Genomic DNA, 17,229 nt, shown 5'->3' with positions numbered 1-17,229 from the left:
AGGAGCACAGGGTAGAGCGCTGCACATCGGTGAAAAACGGGTTAAGGTTCCGAACATATCGGACACGGATGTCAGCAATGGGAGAGTGGTATGGATAGCCTGGGCAGTATTTCGGTGTTTGTTCAGGTCGCCGAAACGCGCAGTTTCACTGAGGCTGGCCGCTTGCAAGGGGTGTCATCGTCGGCGGTGGGCAAAAGTATCGCGCGGCTGGAGGCGCGACTCGGCGTGCGCCTGTTCCAACGCACCACGCGCAGCGTCACGCTGACCAGTGAGGGCGCGCTGTTTCTGGAGCGCTGTCGCAAGATCCTCGCTGAAGTCGAGGCGGCGGAATTCGAGTTGTGTGATGCCGCCGCCAAACCCCATGGCAAGTTACGCATCAGCCTGCCGCAGGTGCATGGCCTGGTGATGCCGGTCATGACCGAGTTCATGGGGTTGTACCCGCAGATTGAACTGGATCTGGATTTGACCGATCGCATGGTCGATGTGGTTGAGGAAGGTTTCGACGCGGTGATCCGTACCGGCAAACCGCGAGATTCGCGACTGATGGCGCGACCGTTGGGCGATTTTCACATGGTGCTGGTGGCCAGCCCGGCTTATCTGGCGCAACGCGGTGTGCCACAAACGCCGGGCGATCTGGCAGCGCACGCGTGCCTTCGGCATACGTTTCATGCTACCGGCAAACTGGAAACATGGCCGCTGATCCGCGCGCAAGGTGCCGCCGAGCCGACGTTGCCGACGCGGCTGGTCAGTACGTCCATCGAGGCCGTGAGCCACGCGGTGCTGGCCGGTATGGGCATTGCCTGTCTGCCTGATTTCATGACCCGTGAGGCCGAGGCCCAAGGGCGCTTGCAGCGGGTGCTGGATGCGCATCTGGAACACACCGGGCAGTTCTGGGTCCTATGGCCATCGAGTCGCCACGCCACGGCGAAACTGCGCGTGTTCATCGATCATCTGGCGTTGCGACTTTTTCCCGCAACGCGCGGTCGATAGAGTTGTAACTGCTTTAAGACACTAATCCATGCGCCGCAGGGTCGTGATCTGTTGCACAATACGCCCCGGACTGTTTTCTCTCAGGATGTTCAATGTTGATTTCCACTCCCATGCGTGTTGTCGGGTTGGCGCTGTTGTTGACCGCTGTTGCCGGCTGTTCGAAAGACAAGCCGATGTATGAGCATGAGAACTTCGATGACTCTGGTACGTTTTCGCGCAATTACCCGGTGACCGATTCGGTCAGTTGCGAAGCGGCCCGTCGTGCGTTGCTCAGCCAGGGCTACATCATCACCAGCAGTGACCCGAAACTGGTCAGTGGCCACAAGAGTTTCCAGCAAACCGGCGACACCCACATGGAGATCAGCTTCAACGTGGTCTGCGCCGATGACGGCAGTGTCGGGCACCATGCGACGATGTTTGCCAACGCCTTGCAGGATCGTTATGCGCTGAAGAAGACCAACAACTCCGCCAGCCTCGGCGTGGGTGTGTTGGGTTCGGTGTCGATGCCGATCGGCTCGTCCGACGATTCGATGGTCAAGGTTGCCAGCGAGACGGTGACGTCGCAGAAGTTCTATGAGCGCTTCTTCACGCTGGTGGAGTTGTTCCTGCCGGCGGAAGCAAAGAAAGCTGCGCACATTGAAGAGAAGCCGAAGGCTGACCTCGGCGTGCCTGAGGCGAAGGCGGCTCCGGCAGCGCTGGCGCCAACGCCGACTCCAACGCCTGCGCCCGCCGCAACCCCTGCGCCTGCAGCGGAGCCCGCTCCCGCACCCGCCGAGGCCGCGCCAGTGACGTCTGAACCGGTTGCGCCACCGGCAGAGGCCGCGCCGATCACTCCGGCGCCGAGCGCAGAACCTGCACCGGCGCCGACGACCGAAACCATCACGCCACCGGCCAACCCGGACATCCCGCCGCCATCCGAGCCGATTCCGGCGATGCCAGCGTCCGGCCAATAAACCAGCCTCACCGCAAATCCCTGTGGGAGCGAGCCTGCTCGCGAAAGCGTCGGAACATTCAGCACGCATGTGACTGACTGGCCGCCTTCGCGAGCAGGCTCGCTCCCACAGTGGTTTTTGCGGTGGCTTAAAATCTAGTTACATTCCCCTGACAAAATTCCAGCGATAAATTCCTGACCACCTGCTACGTTTTAATCATGAAGGCCGGGTTTCACTTTTCCTTCACACGAGCACGTTAAGCTCGAGGCACTGGGCATTTGCTCAGGCCCATTCAAGAGAGCAGCAGGGGGATTACACGATGGATGAATATCAAGAAGAGCTGCTCGAGTATCAGGCCTTTGAACTGGATCAACCCGAGCCCGCCGAAGACGCCACCGAGCTTTGACTTGCAGCTTGAAGCTGGTAACGCGCAGCCGCTTTTATGCCGTTTTGCGGTGACTGCGGCGGAATTCGCCGGGCGTCTGACCGCTCCAGCGTTTAAAGGCTCGCTGGAACGCTTCGGCTGAAGCGAAACCCAGCAGGTAGGCGATTTCGCCAAAGGCCAGTTCGGTGTCGCGGATGTAGGTCATCGCCAGATCCCGACGCGTGTCGTTGAGGATCGCGCGAAACTGCGTGCCTTCCTCGGCCAGTTTGCGCCGTAACGTCCAGGTCGGCAGCTTCAGGCGTGCCGCCACTTCTTCCAGGTCGGGTTCCCGGCCGCCATTGAGCAACGGCCCCAATAGCTGAGTGATGCGTTCGCGCAGGCTGCGGGTTCGGGTCAATTGCTCAAGTTCCCGCTCACACAACTGCAGCAGATGCCGCCAGGTACTCGGGCAATGCTCGGGATTGCGCTGTGCGAGGCTGTTGAGGTTCAGGCGCAGTTGATTACGCTCGGCACCGAACTGGATCGGGCAATCCCCCAGCACGCTGTAAGCCTCGCGGTAATCGGGCTCATCGAATTCGATTTCAATGCGTTCGGCGCGCAGCGGTTCACCGCTGACACTGGAGAGCTGATGCAACCACCCGGCGATGATTGAGTCCACGACAAAACGGTTATAGGCGTTGTACGGGCTGATCGAATAGAAACGCAGCCACGCGCCATGGGCGTCTTCGTGGAAACTCGACTGGCCGCGATAATTGGAGCCGTACAACGCTTCGAAACGGATCAGGCAGCGCGCGGCCTCACGCACGGTCGGCGCTTGTGCGGCGGTGACACCGGCCAGCCCGGCCTGGCTCAGGCGACTGAGCTGGCCCATGCGCAATCCCAACGCCGAATTGCCGGTCAGTTGAATCGCCGCGTGGCCCAAGCGCATATAGCGCGGAATCGACAAACGCGCCCCGGCCTCGGCCAGCCGTGCGGCGTCGAGGCCATATTGCTCGAGAAGCGGCTGCGGATCGAGCGCGTGACTGCGCACGGCATCGGCGAGGCTGTGCACGAAGCCCACCGACAGATCCCCCAAACGCATCGGCAGCGGTTTCATGGCTTACAACCAGATGTTCAACAAACGCGCGCCACGGGCCTCGCCATCGGCGAACTGCTGACCGTTGCTGCTGAGGAAACTCTGACCGGCACTGGCCTTGTCCCAGAACTGCCCGCGCAGGAACACACTGATGCCGGCGATCGCTCGGCTGCTCGGTGGCTGCGCGGTCAGCGTCAACCGATGCCAAGCCTGTCCTTCTGTAAGCTCACCGGGTTTGAGACTGACCGAGCCCGGGGTACTTGAACCTTTGTAACCGCGCCATGGCTGATTCCACGCACCTTGGCCGAACACCTGCGCCGGCACCGCGATCAATTGTGCGTTTTGCTCATCGAGTTTGCGGTAATTGTCCGGATACCAACTGTCGCTGCCAATCAGCACACCGAGGCGTCCGGCCGGGGTGTCGACCACGTTGAGCGCATGTTTGTCTGCACCTTCGATCACTTCACGTTGATCGAACACCGGGTGCATCTGCCGTTGCGGCTGACCCAGCGGCACGCCGTCACGGCCGAACACCACGCTGCTGTTGAACAGCGCACCGCTGCCGGGTTTGAGCTGGCCATCACGGATGCTCGGTTCCGGCAGCACGATCGAACCCGCCACCAGCGTCACATGAAACTCTTTGGCCAGACCACCGAACAGTGCCTGGTAATCCTTGGCCATCGCCTTGGATTTCATGCGCAGGTACGCGTCATTGAGGCGGTCGCTGCCGTTGGCACTGAACCAGGCGCGGGTGAACAACAACGGATTGCTCGCCGCCAGCCAGTTCATCGCCTCGGCGAGGGTCGGGGCCTGATACAGCTCGTCTTTTTCACCGCTGAGCAGCAACCAGGTGCCGACGTTTTCCGGCAATACCACGACGGTTTTGTCATTCAGCAGGCCTTGATCCTGGGCTTGCTGCAGATAAGCCGCGAGTTTGCGGTGCAAGCGTTCGGCGCTTTGATAATCGGTGGGAAACAGTTCGGGCTGGATGCCCAGCAGATTGCCGCGATCGGCGGGGGTGCCCTGATCGACCGCGACTTTAATGCGTAAGTCCGACAGGTAATGCCCCGCCGGCCGGTCCGCCGCCCACATGGCGTAGGTGGTCAGGGCGGCAACGAGGGCCATGGAAAAAAACAGGTACAAAAGTTTGCGCATGAAAACCAACAACTACCGGGTGCAGGGTATGGCGACTAGGGTAGGGCCCATGGCTCCGGTTGCCAAGGGGCGCTGCGCATTTGGATCAATAAGTTGTCAGTTACGGTCATTGAGTGACAGCGATGCGACTCTTAGTCTGTCGAACATGACTGACGGGGGCCGCAGAGCTCCCGCAACTTTTCCGTGATTGCTCGTTGTGGAGTTACCGATGACCGCCGCTCATTACCCGCACCTGTTGGCCCCGCTGGACCTGGGATTCACCACGCTGCGCAACCGCACCCTGATGGGCTCGATGCACACGGGCCTTGAAGAAAAACCGGGTGGTTTCGAGCGCATGGCGGCGTACTTCGCTGAGCGTGCCCGAGGCGGCGTTGGCCTGATGGTCACTGGCGGTATCGGTCCGAACGACGAGGGCGGCGTCTATTCTGGTGCGGCCAAGCTGACCACCGAGGAGGAAGCGCTCAAGCACCGCATCGTCACCCGCGCGGTGCACGACGCGGGCGGCAAGATCTGCATGCAGATCCTTCACGCTGGGCGTTATGCCTACAGCCCGAAGCAGGTCGCGCCGAGTGCGATCCAGGCCCCGATCAACCCGTTCAAGCCCAAAGAGCTGGACGAAGAAGGCATCGAGAAGCAGATCAACGATTTCGTCACCTGCTCGGTACTGGCGCAGACCGCCGAGTATGACGGCGTCGAGATCATGGGCTCGGAAGGGTATTTCATTAACCAGTTCCTCGCCGCGCACACCAATCACCGCACCGACCGTTGGGGTGGCAGCTACGAAAACCGTATGCGCCTGCCGGTGGAAATCGTTCGCCGTGTCCGCGAAGCGGTAGGCCCGAACTTCATCATCATTTTCCGTCTGTCGATGCTCGATCTGGTCGAGGGCGGCAGCACCTGGGACGAGATCGTCACCCTGGCCAAAGCCATCGAGCAGGCCGGCGCGACCATCATCAACACCGGCATCGGCTGGCACGAAGCGCGGATTCCGACCATCGCCACCAAAGTGCCGCGTGCGGCGTTCAGCAAGGTCACGGCCAAACTGCGCGGCTCGGTGAAGATCCCGCTGATCACCACCAACCGCATCAACACCCCGGAAATCGCCGAGCAGATTCTCGCTGAAGGCGATGCCGACATGGTCTCGATGGCGCGGCCGTTCCTCGCCGACCCGGACTTCGTCAACAAGGCCGCTGAAGGTCGTGCGGACGAAATCAACACCTGCATCGGTTGCAACCAGGCGTGCCTCGATCACACCTTCGGCGGCAAGCTGACCAGCTGTCTGGTCAACCCGCGTGCGTGCCACGAAACCGAGCTCAACTACCTGCCGGTGCAGCAGATCAAGAAAATCGCCGTGGTCGGCGCCGGCCCTGCCGGTTTGTCCGCCGCCACTGTAGCTGCCGAGCGCGGCCACCAGGTGACGTTGTTCGATTCGGCCAGTGAAATCGGCGGCCAGTTCAACATCGCCAAGCGCGTGCCGGGCAAGGAAGAGTTTTTCGAAACCCTGCGTTACTTCAAGCGCAAGCTGCAGACCACTAACGTTGAGGTGTGCCTGAACACCCGCGTCGACGTGGCGAAACTGGTTGAAGGCGGGTACGACGAAATCATCCTCGCCACCGGCATTGCGCCGCGTGTGCCGGCGATTCCGGGCGTCGACAACGCCAAGGTGCTGAGCTACCTGGATGTGATCCTTGAGCGTAAACCGGTCGGCAAGCGTGTCGCTGTGATCGGCGCCGGCGGTATCGGTTTCGATGTGTCGGAATTCCTTGTCCACGAAGGCGTGGCCACCAGTCAGGATCGCGCCGCGTTCTGGAAAGAGTGGGGCATCGATACCAAACTGGAGGCTCGCGGTGGCGTCGCCGGGATCAAAGCCGCACCGCATGCCCCGGCTCGTGAAGTGTTTCTGTTGCAGCGCAAGAAAACCAAGGTCGGTGATGGTCTGGGTAAAACCACCGGCTGGATTCACCGTACCGGTTTGAAGAACAAACAGGTGCAGATGCTCAACAGCGTTGAATACCTGAGCATCGATGACCAAGGCCTGCACATTCGAATCGGTGAAACTGGCGAGCCCCAACTGCTGGCGGTGGACAACATTGTGATTTGCGCGGGGCAGGATCCGCTGCGTGAACTGCACGACGGTCTGGTTGAGGCGGGGCAGAACGTGCACCTGATCGGCGGTGCGGATGTCGCGGCGGAGCTGGATGCCAAGCGTGCGATCAACCAGGGTTCGCGCCTCGCCGCTGAACTTTAAGCCCTGCGCTGAACCTGTGGGAGCGAGCCTGCTCGCGAAGGCGTGGTGTCAGTCGACATATGTATTGGCTGACACTCCGCTTTCGCGAGCAGGCTCGCTCCCACAGGATTTGTGTTGTTCACAGATGCAGTGAGCACCACCAAACCAATGTAGGAGTGAGCCTGCTCGCGATGGCGGCTTGTGAGCGACTAGAATGCCGGCTCTGTCCAGATCGAATCGCCGCCCATGCTTTTGCCTCCCTCCGATTGGCTCCCCCAAGCCCCGCTACAACCGCTTCAACTCGACTGGCTCGCAACCGCCGGCATTGAAGTCGCCATCCTGCGCCTCGACCAGATCGACCCGCTGATCAGCGGCAACAAATGGTTCAAACTCGTCGAACACCTCAAGGCCGCCGACCGTGCGGGTGCCGAAGGCATCATCAGTCTCGGTGGGGCTCACTCCAATCATCTGCATGCGTTGGCGGCGGCGGGGAAACGGCTGGGCTTCCAAACCGTGGGGCTGCTGCGCGGGCATGCGCAGGAAACGCCGACCGTGCAGGATCTGCAAGCCTTCGGCATGCAACTGCATTGGTTGGGTTATGGCGGCTATCGCGCACGCAATGAACCGGGATTCTGGGCGCCTTGGCGCGCGCAGTATCCGCAGTTGTATGCGGTGCCCGAGGGCGGTGGCAGCTTAACGGGGGCGCTCGGTTGTGCGGCCATCAAACAGCAGGTGCAAGCGCAATTGCACACGCTGGGCTGGAGTGATTTTCACGCTTGGTGGCTGGCTTGCGGCACCGGCACGACATTGGCGGGATTGGTGCTCGCCGAAGCAGGGGCCCACCCGGTCTGTGGCGCGCTGGCTGTGCCAGATGATCACGGCGTGGCGCCGCAAGTCGAGTCGATCCTGCAAGCCGCAGGGCAGGGCAACGGGCGCTATGAACTGATCGACGCCAGCCGCGGCGGTTTCGCCAAGGTTGATCCGGCGTTGCTTGAGTTCATCGAACAAACCGAACAGGCCAGCGGCGTTCCTCTGGAGCCGCTGTACACCGGCAAGGCGTTGCTGGCGCTCAAACTGCAAGTCGAGGCGGGCAGGTTCGCAGCCGGCACACGGCTGATCTTCATTCATACCGGAGGTTTGCAGGGGCGGCGCGGGTTTATCGCCAGCCCCTGACGCTCAACCGCGCTTGGGCATCATCCGCAGCAGGGTGTTATCGCGCACCACATAATGGTGATAGATCCCCGCCAGCGCGTGCAGGCCGATCAGCCAGTAGCCGATCGTGGCAATGAGCACATGCCAGTACTCGACCTGTTTGGCGAAATCCTTGTTCTCCGCGACCAGCAGCGGCAGATCAAAACCATAGAACATCACCTGATGCCCTTCGGCGCTGGTGATCAGCCAGCCGAGAATCGGCATGCTGATCATGAACAGGTACAACGCCCAGTGCATCAGCCGCGCCAGCACGGTTTGCCATTGCGGCGAGGCGGGGAAGATTTTCGGCGCCGGGCCAATGCTGCGCGCGAGCAGGCGAAACCACACCAGCACAAACACGGTCAGGCCGAGCATGTAGTGCACTTCGCGGATCAGCGTGCGCCCGCCACTGCCTTTGGGAAACAGGCCGCGCAACTCCATGCTGGCGTACACCAGCACCAACAGGACCAGCATCAGCCAGTGCAACAGGACCGAGACGGTGCTGTAGCGCGATTCGGAACTTGTCCACGGCATACGGTGTTTCCTCACAGATCAGGGTCAAAACGGCCGTTCTTGGGCGACGGCATGCTTTAACTGTAATCCGCTTTGGCGGATTTGCCTGAGGCTGATCGGACTTTCAATGCTCTGAATGGGGGCTTTGCCAATAAAAAACGCCAGCGTCTTGCAGACGCTGGCGTTTTTGTTTGCAGCCAGCGCCAGGAATCAGCTCGATTGCGGCATCTCGCCGTTGGCCAGGCGCTTGTTGATGTCAGCAATCACTTCCGGCAAATCGGTGATGGTGTCGATCATGTAGTGCGGGCGCGAGCCTTCGAACAGCGCGTGAATGCGCTTGCGTTCGCTGGCCAGTTCATCGCTGCCCAAGGCGCGGAAACCGGCGTAATCCAGACCCAGCGCGTTGCCCGAGCAGATCAGTGCCACGGTCCACATCCCGGCGCGGCGGCCTTCGAGAATGCCCGGCACGGTGTCATCGATCTTCACGCACGCCGCGACATCGTCGATGCCCAGCGCGATCACGTTGGCCAGGGCCTGTGCCGGCCATGGGCGACCATTCGGCACTTCGTCGGTGGCAACCACGTGGTCGGCGACGTAGCCGTTGGTGGCAGCCAGTTCGACGACCTTGTCCATCACTTGCTTCGGGTAGCCGGAGCAGGAACCGATCTTGATCCCTTGCTGACGCAGATTGGCGATGGTTTCCAGTGCGCCGGGAATCAGCGCCGAGTGCTCGGCGATCTTCTCGATCTGCAGCGGCATGAAACGCTTGTAGATCGCAGTGACGTCGTCATCGGTCGGCGTGCGGCCGAATGCCTTGCGATAACGCTCGGCCACTTGCGGCTGATCGCAGAGGGTGCGGATGTGATCCCACTTGCCCATGCCCATCGGGCCACGGGCTTCTTCGATGGAGACCTGCACGTCGAACTCGGCGAAGGCTTCGACGAAAATCTGCGTGGGTGCGAAGGAGCCGAAATCGACCACGGTGCCGGCCCAGTCGAGGATCGCGGCTTGCAGTTTGTTTGGATTGACGTAGTTCATGTTGATCAAATTCCTGAGTTGGCAATGCAATTCAAACTGTAGGAGTGAGCCTGCTCGCGATAGCGGTTGATTATTCAACATCTTCGTCGACTGACACGGCCTCATCGCGAGCAGGCTCACTCCTACAAGGGATTGGTGGTGTGGCTTAGATTTCGAGGACTTCCATCTCGCGCAGCACTTCGCCGACCGCCGCCACGGCCTGGCGCATTTCGTCCGGGCTGACATGGCCGATGCAACCGACGCGGAAGGTCTCGACCTGGGTCAATTTGCCCGGATAGAGGATGTAACCCTTGGCCTTGACCCGCTCGTAGAAATCCTTGAACTGATAACGCGGATCTTGCGGCGCATGGAACGTGGCAATGATCGGCGCCTGAATCGCCGCCGGCAGGAAGCTGCGCAAACCGAGTTTGCCCATCTCATCCATCAATGCCTGACAGTTGGCGGCATAGCGCGCATGCCGCGCCGGCAGGCCACCTTCTTCGTTGTATTGCAGCAGCGCTTCGTGCAGCGCCGCGACCACGTGGGTCGGCGGGGTGAAGCGCCATTGCCCGGTTTTCATCATGTAAGCGTGCTGGTCGTACAGGTCCATTGCCAGCGAATGCGAGTTACCGGCGGCAGCGGCCAGTGACTCTTTGCGAGCAAACACGAAGCCCATTCCCGGCACGCCTTCCAGGCATTTGCCGGACGCGGCGATCAGTGCGTCGAACGGCACTTGTTGCGCGTCCACCGGCAGTGCGCCGAAGGAACTCATGGCATCGATAATCAGGCGTTTGCCGTGTTGCTCGACGACCTGAGCGATCTCCGCCAGCGGGTTGAGAATCCCGGTGCTGGTTTCGCAATGGATCAGCGCGACGTGGGTGATGTCGCTGTCGGCGCGCAACAAACGATCGACGTCGGCAGCGGTGGTCGGTTCGTCTTCAGCGGTTTCAAAGGTGCTGAACGAGCGGCCGAGCACTTCGCAAATCTTCGCCAGACGCTTGCCGTAGGCACCGTTGATCAGCACCAGCACTTTGCCGTCACGCGGCACCAGCGTGCCGATGGCCGCTTCAACAGCAAAGGTGCCACTGCCCTGCAAAGGCACGCAGTGGTGGCTGGCGGCGCCGTTAAGGATCGCCAGCAATTGTTCGCAGAGGCTGGCAGTCAGTTGGTTGAAGCGGTCATCCCATGACCCCCAGTCGACCATCATCGCCTGGCGGGTGCGGGCCGAAGTGGTCAACGGGCCGGGAGTGAGCAGGATGGGTTCGGCGATACTCATTCGTATGTCCTCGGATTGCGCTGTGGGATGAAGCTACGGGGCATACGTTGCAATTCGCCGTTGCATCAATCAAATTGTTTGTTGTTATGCCAGCCATCAGCGAGAGTTATTCATGAACCTGTTCCAGCTCCGCGCCTTCGACGCCGTGGCCCGTGAAGGCAGCTTCACCCGCGCCGCCGCACGGTTGTTCATCAGTCAGCCGGCGGTTACCGGGCACATCAAGTCGTTGGAGGAGCACTACCAGATCACTCTGTTGCGGCGCACCGCGCGTCGGGTGGAACTGACCGAGGAGGGCACCAAACTCGCGGCGATTACCCGCGCAATGTTTGGCCTCGCGGAAGAGGCGCAGACAATGCTCGAGGCCAACCGGCAATTACTCACCGGACGGCTGGAAGTGGCGGCGGACGGGCCGCACATGGTCATGCCGATGCTCGCCAGCCTGCGTGCGCGGTATCCGGGGATCACCGTGAATCTGCGTTTGGGCAATGCTCAGGAAACCCTCGCGGCGTTGTTGTCGGAACACGCCGATGTGGCGGTGTTGACCGAAGTGGAGCCGCGCAAAGGCTTGCATCTGCAAGCGTTGAGCGAATCACGGATCTGCGCCTTGGTACCGGCAGGGCATGCGTGGGCGATGCGCACCGGGGAAGTGAAGCTCAAGGAGCTGGATCAAGTGATCATGGTGTTGCGCGAGCCGAGTTCGATCACCCGGCGCACGTTTGATGAGGCCTGTGCGCAGGCGTCGATCCATCCGCGCGTGTTGCTGGAGCTCGATAGCCGTGAGGCGGTGACCGAAGCCGTTGCCGCTGAGTTGGGCGTTGGCGTGGTGTCCTCGGTGGAGGTCAGTCATGACCCGAGGGTGGTGGCGATTCCAATTGTCGGCGAAGGGCTGGTCAATCGGCACATGATCGGTTGCATGGAGCGGCGCCGGGATTTGCGCTTGATTCAGGCGTTCTTTGGCTTGGCGCCGGCCTGATACACCGAGTCGCCCCAATCGCTGGCAAGCCAGCTCCCACAGTGATCTCGGTCGTTCAAAGGTGCTGGGTACAGCCAAGAAACCTGTGGGAGCTGGCTTGCCAGCGATGGGGCCGGTATTCCTTACACAAGACTGTCGCGAACCATATCGAGGAAGGTCGCCACCACCCGTCGATTGCTTTGCTCGCGCAAACACACCAGCGTCTCCGTCAGTCGTCGTGTGCAATCTATTATCGGCAACGCACACACCCGCGAATCCGCACCAAACTCCGCCGCCGAAACAACGCCGACACCAATCCCGACCACCACCGCCTCGCGCGCCGCTTCCCGCCCCTCAACCTGAATCGCCGGACGAATACGAAACCCCGCCCGCGCCATTTCCTCTTCCAGCGTTTGCCGCGTCACCGAACCGTGTTCACGCAACACTAGCGGCGTGTCATCCAGGTCTGCCAGGCAAATCGATTCACGTTCGGCCCACGGATGATTGCGTGATACGAACGCCACCATCGGATCATTGCGCAGCGGCACACACAGCAAGCGTTCATCACTGACATCACGCCCAAGCAACGCCAGATCGGCCTGATAGTTGAACAGGCGAAACAGCGATTCATCGGTATTGCCGGTCTCGATCTTCACGCTGATGCCCGGATAGCGCTCACAGAACCGCGCGATCTGCGGCAACACGTGCACCGGCGCATCCACCGCCAGAATCAGGCTGCCGGTCTGCAGGGCCTGGGATTCCTGCAGCAGTTCCTGCGCTTCGGCTTCAATTACAAACAGGCGCTGGGTGATCGCCAGTAAGCGCTCGCCCAGGTCGGTCAGGCGCACGGAACGTTTATTGCGGTGAAACAGCAAAACGCCGAAACGCTCTTCGAGTTTGCGCACTTGGTCGGATATCGCCGGTTGCGTGAGAAAAAGGCGCTCGGCGGCTTTGGTGAAGCTTCCATGCACGGCCACGGCGTGGAAGGCTTTGAGTTGGGCGTGGGACACCGACATGCAGTCACCTGATCGATAATTCAGTAACAAGCTGAGCTTATGTGTGAAATACGATAAATCGATTTTATTTATTAAACAGTAATTGCTTTGATCGGCTCACGCCATCGCTGACTGCCCGCTCGGGCCGCACGGTGGCCATGAGCCTGTGCGTGCAACAGCAGGACTCATCTGACCGGTATCGCCTTAGGGATGGGGTGATATCGCAGTGCTCAACAATAAAAAAACACAGGCGTTTTGCTTAACGATTCTGCCGGCACACTCACACCCTGAGGTCAGAACCACCATGAACAAGCACATCGGCACCATTGCGCGTTGGCGCGTGCAGATTTTCGCGATTACCTGGCTGGCGTACGCCGCTTTCTACTTCACCCGCAAAGCGTTTTCGGTGGCCAAACTGGGCATCGCCGAAGACCCCACCTTCATGCTCGACAAGATGGCCATGGCCAACCTCGATGCGATTTATCTGGCGGCTTATGCCCTCGGCCAGTTCACTTGGGGCATGCTCGCTGACCGCTTTGGCCCACGGGTCGTGGTGCTCGGTGGTTTGCTGATTTCCGCCGCCGCGGCGCTGGTGATGGGCAGTTACGCGACGTTGCCAATCTTCGCCACCTGCATGTTGATTCAGGGGTTGGCGCAGTCCACCGGATGGTCGGGATTGTGCAAAAACCTCGGCAGTTTTTTCCCTTCCCAACAACGCGGGCGAGTGCTCGGGTTATGGAGTTCCTGCTACGCGTTTGGTGGTCTGGTAGCGTCGCCGTTCGCCGGTTGGTGGGCGTATACCTTGATGGGCACCTGGCACGCGGCATTCATTTCCAGTGCGGTGGTGGTTGCCGTGGTGGCGGTGTTGTTCTTTATCTTCCAGCGCAATAAACCCGAAGACGTCGGCTTGCCGGCGGTCGAGCCGGAGCCTGAACTGACGGCGGAAGAAACCGAAGCCAACAGCAAACTCAGCGTCTGGGAGCCGCTGAAGGAAATTCTGCGTAACCGCACGGTGCTGGTGCTGGGCCTGGCGTATTTCATGTTGAAGCCGGCGCGTTACGCGATTCTGTTGTGGGGCCCGGTGATTGTCTTTGAACAGATGCCCAGTGTCGGCAAGGTCGGCGCGGCGATCATTCCCACTTCGTTCGAACTGGCCGGGTTGCTCGGGCCGATTCTGATCGGCCTGGCTTCGGACAAACTCTTTGGCGCCCGGCGTATGCCGGCCTGCGTATTGAGCTTGTTGGCGCTGACCGTGACGCTGGCGCTGTTCATGGCTGCGTTGCAGAGCGGCAGTGTGTTGCTGGTGGTCGCCTTGTTGTTTGTCATGGGCCTGACCCTCTACGGCCCGGATTCAATGATCAGCGGTGCCGCCGCGATCGACTTCGGCAAAGCCAAGGCCGGCGCCACGGCGGCCGGTTTCGTCAACGGCTGCGGCTCGGTCGGCGCGGTACTCGGCGGTTTGCTGCCGGGTTACTTCGACTCGGTGACGGTGTTCATCGTCTTCGCCGGTTGTGCGCTGTTCTCGGCGCTGGTGCTGATTCCGCACTGGAACAGCCGTCCGGTCGGCGTGATGGAGCCGCGTGCCTCAATCCCCAATTGCCCGCTGACGATCAAACCCCTGCGTTCCTGAAACCCTTTGCCTCGCGGCCTGCTGCGGCGCTCGCGGCAGGCTGGGTCGTGGCCATCTGACTTGGAGAACCCCACATGAGACCGTTTTGGCTGGAGCAGGCCTTGCAGGCCGACAGCTCTGAAACCTGCCCGCTGTTGCACGGCGAAGTCCGCGCCGATGTGTGCATCGTCGGCGGTGGCTACACCGGGTTGTGGACGGCGATCATGCTCAAGCAACAGAACCCCGAACTCGATGTGTTGCTGATCGAAGCGGACATCTGCGGCGCTGGCGCCAGTGGGCGTAATGGCGGGTGTGCGCTGTCGTGGTCGGCGAAGTATTTCACCCTTGAGCGCTTGTTTGGCGTCGAGGAAGCGGTACGTCTGGTCAAGGAATCGGAACGCAGTATCCACGCGATCGGCGAGTTCTGTGAGCAGTACGGTGTCGACGCCGATTACCGTCTGGACGGCACGCTGTACACCGCGACCAACCGCGCGCAAGTCGGTTCGACCGACGCGGTGATTGCCGCACTGGAGCGCAATGGCATCAACTCGTTCACCCAGCGTCCGCTGGCCGATGTGCAGCGCATGGCCGGTTCGAGCAAACATCTGGAGGGCTGGTTCTCGCCGGCAGCGGCCAGTGTGCAGCCGGGCAAACTGGTGCGTGGCTTGCGTCGGGTGGCATTGCAGTTGGGTGTGAAGATTCACGAAAACACGGCAATGACCGGTCTGGAGGAGGGACGCCCGGCGCGCTTGCAGACGCCGAATGGCACGGTGATCGCTGATCGCGTGGTGCTGGCGATGAACGCGTGGATGGCCCGTGCCTTCCCGCAGTTCGAACGTAGCGTGGCGATTGTTTCCAGCGACATGCTGATCACCGAACCGCGCCCGGATCTGTTACAGGAGATCGGTTTGACCAGTGGCGTCACCGTGCTTGATTCGCGGATTTTCGTGCACTACTACCACAACACCCCGGACGGCCGGATCATGCTCGGCAAGGGCGGCAATACCTTCGCGTTTGGCGGGCGCATGCTGCCAGTATTCGATCAGCCATCGCCCTATGCCGGCCTGCTGAAAAACAGCCTCGCCGACTTCTTCCCGGCATTTGCCGATGTCAAAGTCGAGGCCACCTGGAACGGCCCGTCGGATCGCTCGGTCACCGGTTTGCCGTTCTTCGGCCAGATGAGCCGCGCCGGCAATGTGTTTTACGGTTTCGGCTATTCGGGCAGCGGTGTCGGCCCATGTCACATGGGCGGGCAGATTCTCGCTTCGCTGGTGCAAGGCCTGGACAATCCATGGACGCGTTCGCCGCTGGTCAACGGGCCGCTGGGCTACTTCCCGCCGGAGCCGATCCGTTACCTCGGCTCGCTGATGGTGCGCAACGCCATCCGCCGCAAGGAGCGCGCCGAGGATCACGGCCGGCGGCCTCGGCATCTGGATGTGCGTCTGGCCAAATTTGCCGCAGCGGCGGGCAAGGCCGACAAAGGTTGAAGCACGGCGTGTTGATGTAGCGGGATCAGCGGGCGTTGCTGTTGAGCAACCAGTCGAGCAACAAGTCGTTGTCGCGTGCGGTCGGTGGTTCGCGAGGCGTCGGGTTGGGTGCGTTGCCCAGACAGAGAATTGGCCGGTCCGGGTCGCTGTCGAGGAAACTCACCCACACTTCACTGCCGGCGCAGGGCAGTTCGTCCCGTGCGAATCGACCATTGGCTCGCGTCATGGCGATGGGCAGCCAGACCGCGTCGCTATCAAGTGTTTGCGATTGTTCCGAGGGCCACAGCCTGACGGCGACTCGACCTTGCTCATCGAGCTGCGCCGGTTGCCCGGTGGGTCCGACTACCTGTGCCAGGTGATACCCAGCGATGGCCGGGCGGGTTTGTTTGAGCGCTGGACGGTAGTCGGTCGACCAGGGCTGGGCGGTGAAATCGTTGTGGTAGCGGTGCCGCGGCGGTGTCGGATCCAGAATCGACGGATGTTGCCCATGATGGCGTATTGAAGTGAGTCGCCATTGTTCGTTGAAGTGGCTGATCGGATGCGCCGACACTTGCAGCAGATGCCCACTGAGCAAGCCCACCCGGTCAGAGCGGCCGTTGATCGTGCGATGCTGGCAGCGTTGCCGTTCCAGATGTCGACGGCTGCGTTGTTCGTGGTGACGTTGTTCGAGAGAGGGTATCGGCGGCAGGGGATTGGCTGTGATGTGGTTGGCGGCATCGTCGCTGAGCGCTTGCTGCCCTCGATTACGCACCGCATGCAGTGTGGCGATGGGGGCAGCGTGATGATGCTGGTACAGCGCACTGACGCAGGGGGAGGGCGTTTGCTCGCAAGCCTTGAATGCAACCAGCACCGGCATTTGCGGCAAGCTCAGGCTGTCATCGGCAAACACGACAATGTGCCCGTCCACTCGGTGTTCGAAGTGATAGTGAATGCCTTCCTCTTCGCAAAGCCTGTCCAGCAGCGCCAGATCGCTTTCTTCGTACTGGATGCAAAACGGCCGGATCGGGTATTGCCCGACGCTCATTTCAATCCGGTAGCCGTCAGCGGGCAAGGCATTTTCCGTGAGCAATTGCTCAAGGATCTGCGGCACGCTCAGTTGCACGAACACGCGCCGTTTGCTCGGCTGGGCCAGTCTCTGCAGGCGCGGCACAACCGTCAGTCGATAGCCGATCCGGTGTGTGCCTCGATGTTCGCAACTGGCACTGTCGATCACGCCGTGAATCCCATGATGGTCGTCCAGGCGCAGAAATGCCGGTTGATGCAGAAATGTACCCGGCGCCATGGCGGGGGCCAGGCCGATCAGTTCGATGTCGAAACGGTAGGGCTGGTTGAGCGCTTCCTCGCCGTGAAAGCGCACCACTGGCAGGCACAGACCGCTGTCAGTCAGGGTCAGGGTAAAAGGACTTTCCTTGTCATTGAGCATTC

The 17,229-nt window shown here is 61.1% G+C and carries 14 protein-coding genes; 7 read left to right on the top strand and 7 right to left on the bottom strand.

What is annotated here, in order from left to right:
* The first annotated feature begins 90 nt into the window (after window positions 1-90).
* Together AC3IUF_RS19390 and AC3IUF_RS19385 are read left to right on the top strand one after the other, a co-directional pair.
* Window positions 91-990: a LysR family transcriptional regulator gene (locus tag AC3IUF_RS19390; protein WP_007917313.1), complete on the top strand. Its 900-nt coding sequence runs from the start codon at window positions 91-93 to the stop codon at window positions 988-990.
* Between the two features lie 92 nt (window positions 991-1,082).
* A complete protein-coding gene (locus AC3IUF_RS19385) occupies window positions 1,083-1,943 on the top strand; it encodes a DUF2242 domain-containing protein (RefSeq protein WP_414893856.1) in 861 nt (286 codons plus the stop codon).
* A gap of 419 nt (window positions 1,944-2,362) precedes the next feature.
* Here AC3IUF_RS19385 and AC3IUF_RS19380 read toward each other — a convergent pair whose 3' ends face one another.
* Window positions 2,363-3,403, bottom strand: coding sequence for an AraC family transcriptional regulator (locus AC3IUF_RS19380; RefSeq protein WP_414915797.1), 1,041 nt, complete (start codon window positions 3,401-3,403; stop codon window positions 2,363-2,365).
* Window positions 3,404-3,406: 3 nt separating this feature from the next.
* Window positions 3,407-4,537 (bottom strand): nitrilase-related carbon-nitrogen hydrolase, encoded by a 1,131-nt coding sequence (locus AC3IUF_RS19375; protein ID WP_489279023.1) that lies wholly within the window; start codon window positions 4,535-4,537, stop codon window positions 3,407-3,409.
* Between the two features lie 208 nt (window positions 4,538-4,745).
* Here AC3IUF_RS19375 and AC3IUF_RS19370 point away from each other — a divergent pair, with 208 nt between their 5' ends.
* On the top strand, window positions 4,746-6,785 hold the full coding sequence (locus AC3IUF_RS19370; RefSeq protein WP_489279021.1) for a 2,4-dienoyl-CoA reductase FMN-binding domain-containing protein: 2,040 nt from the start codon (window positions 4,746-4,748) through the stop codon (window positions 6,783-6,785).
* Window positions 6,786-7,010: 225 nt separating this feature from the next.
* Window positions 7,011-7,937 carry a 1-aminocyclopropane-1-carboxylate deaminase/D-cysteine desulfhydrase gene (locus tag AC3IUF_RS19365; RefSeq protein WP_489279019.1) on the top strand — a complete coding sequence of 309 codons (927 nt, stop codon included), beginning with the start codon at window positions 7,011-7,013 and terminating at the stop codon, window positions 7,935-7,937.
* A gap of 3 nt (window positions 7,938-7,940) precedes the next feature.
* Here AC3IUF_RS19365 and AC3IUF_RS19360 read toward each other — a convergent pair whose 3' ends face one another.
* From AC3IUF_RS19360 to AC3IUF_RS19350, 3 genes are all read right to left on the bottom strand, one after another.
* Window positions 7,941-8,489: a cytochrome b gene (locus tag AC3IUF_RS19360; RefSeq protein WP_007917296.1), complete on the bottom strand. Its 549-nt coding sequence runs from the start codon at window positions 8,487-8,489 to the stop codon at window positions 7,941-7,943.
* Window positions 8,490-8,678: 189 nt separating this feature from the next.
* Window positions 8,679-9,506: a phosphonoacetaldehyde hydrolase gene (gene phnX, locus AC3IUF_RS19355; RefSeq protein ID WP_007917294.1), complete on the bottom strand. Its 828-nt coding sequence runs from the start codon at window positions 9,504-9,506 to the stop codon at window positions 8,679-8,681.
* 145 nt (window positions 9,507-9,651) lie between these two features.
* The gene (locus AC3IUF_RS19350) at window positions 9,652-10,761 is read right to left on the bottom strand and encodes a 2-aminoethylphosphonate--pyruvate transaminase (protein ID WP_489279017.1); all 1,110 of its coding nucleotides are present in this window, start codon (window positions 10,759-10,761) and stop codon (window positions 9,652-9,654) included.
* Window positions 10,762-10,873: 112 nt separating this feature from the next.
* Here AC3IUF_RS19350 and AC3IUF_RS19345 point away from each other — a divergent pair, with 112 nt between their 5' ends.
* Window positions 10,874-11,734, top strand: coding sequence for a LysR substrate-binding domain-containing protein (locus tag AC3IUF_RS19345; protein ID WP_414893850.1), 861 nt, complete (start codon window positions 10,874-10,876; stop codon window positions 11,732-11,734).
* Between the two features lie 122 nt (window positions 11,735-11,856).
* On the opposite strand, the gene AC3IUF_RS19340 is transcribed toward AC3IUF_RS19345, so the two are convergent.
* Window positions 11,857-12,729, bottom strand: coding sequence for a LysR family transcriptional regulator (locus AC3IUF_RS19340; RefSeq protein WP_007917288.1), 873 nt, complete (start codon window positions 12,727-12,729; stop codon window positions 11,857-11,859).
* A 283-nt stretch (window positions 12,730-13,012) separates the two neighbouring features.
* Between AC3IUF_RS19340 and AC3IUF_RS19335 the strand changes: the two genes are divergently transcribed.
* Together AC3IUF_RS19335 and AC3IUF_RS19330 are read left to right on the top strand one after the other, a co-directional pair.
* On the top strand, window positions 13,013-14,338 hold the full coding sequence (locus AC3IUF_RS19335) for an MFS transporter (RefSeq protein WP_095118172.1): 1,326 nt from the start codon (window positions 13,013-13,015) through the stop codon (window positions 14,336-14,338).
* A 74-nt stretch (window positions 14,339-14,412) separates the two neighbouring features.
* Entirely contained in the window at window positions 14,413-15,804 is a 1,392-nt protein-coding gene (locus tag AC3IUF_RS19330; protein ID WP_489279015.1) for an FAD-dependent oxidoreductase, read from the top strand.
* Between the two features lie 25 nt (window positions 15,805-15,829).
* Here the strand turns inward: AC3IUF_RS19330 and AC3IUF_RS19325 are convergent, their stop codons facing one another.
* Window positions 15,830-17,227, bottom strand: coding sequence for a type VI secretion system Vgr family protein (locus tag AC3IUF_RS19325; RefSeq protein ID WP_489279014.1), 1,398 nt, complete (start codon window positions 17,225-17,227; stop codon window positions 15,830-15,832).
* Between the last annotated feature and the right edge of the window lie 2 nt (window positions 17,228-17,229).

Source organism: Pseudomonas sp. KH_040 (assembly GCF_057839305.1).
The sequence above is the reverse complement of the archived record's forward strand: the minus strand, read 5'-3'. Positions and strand labels throughout refer to the sequence as shown.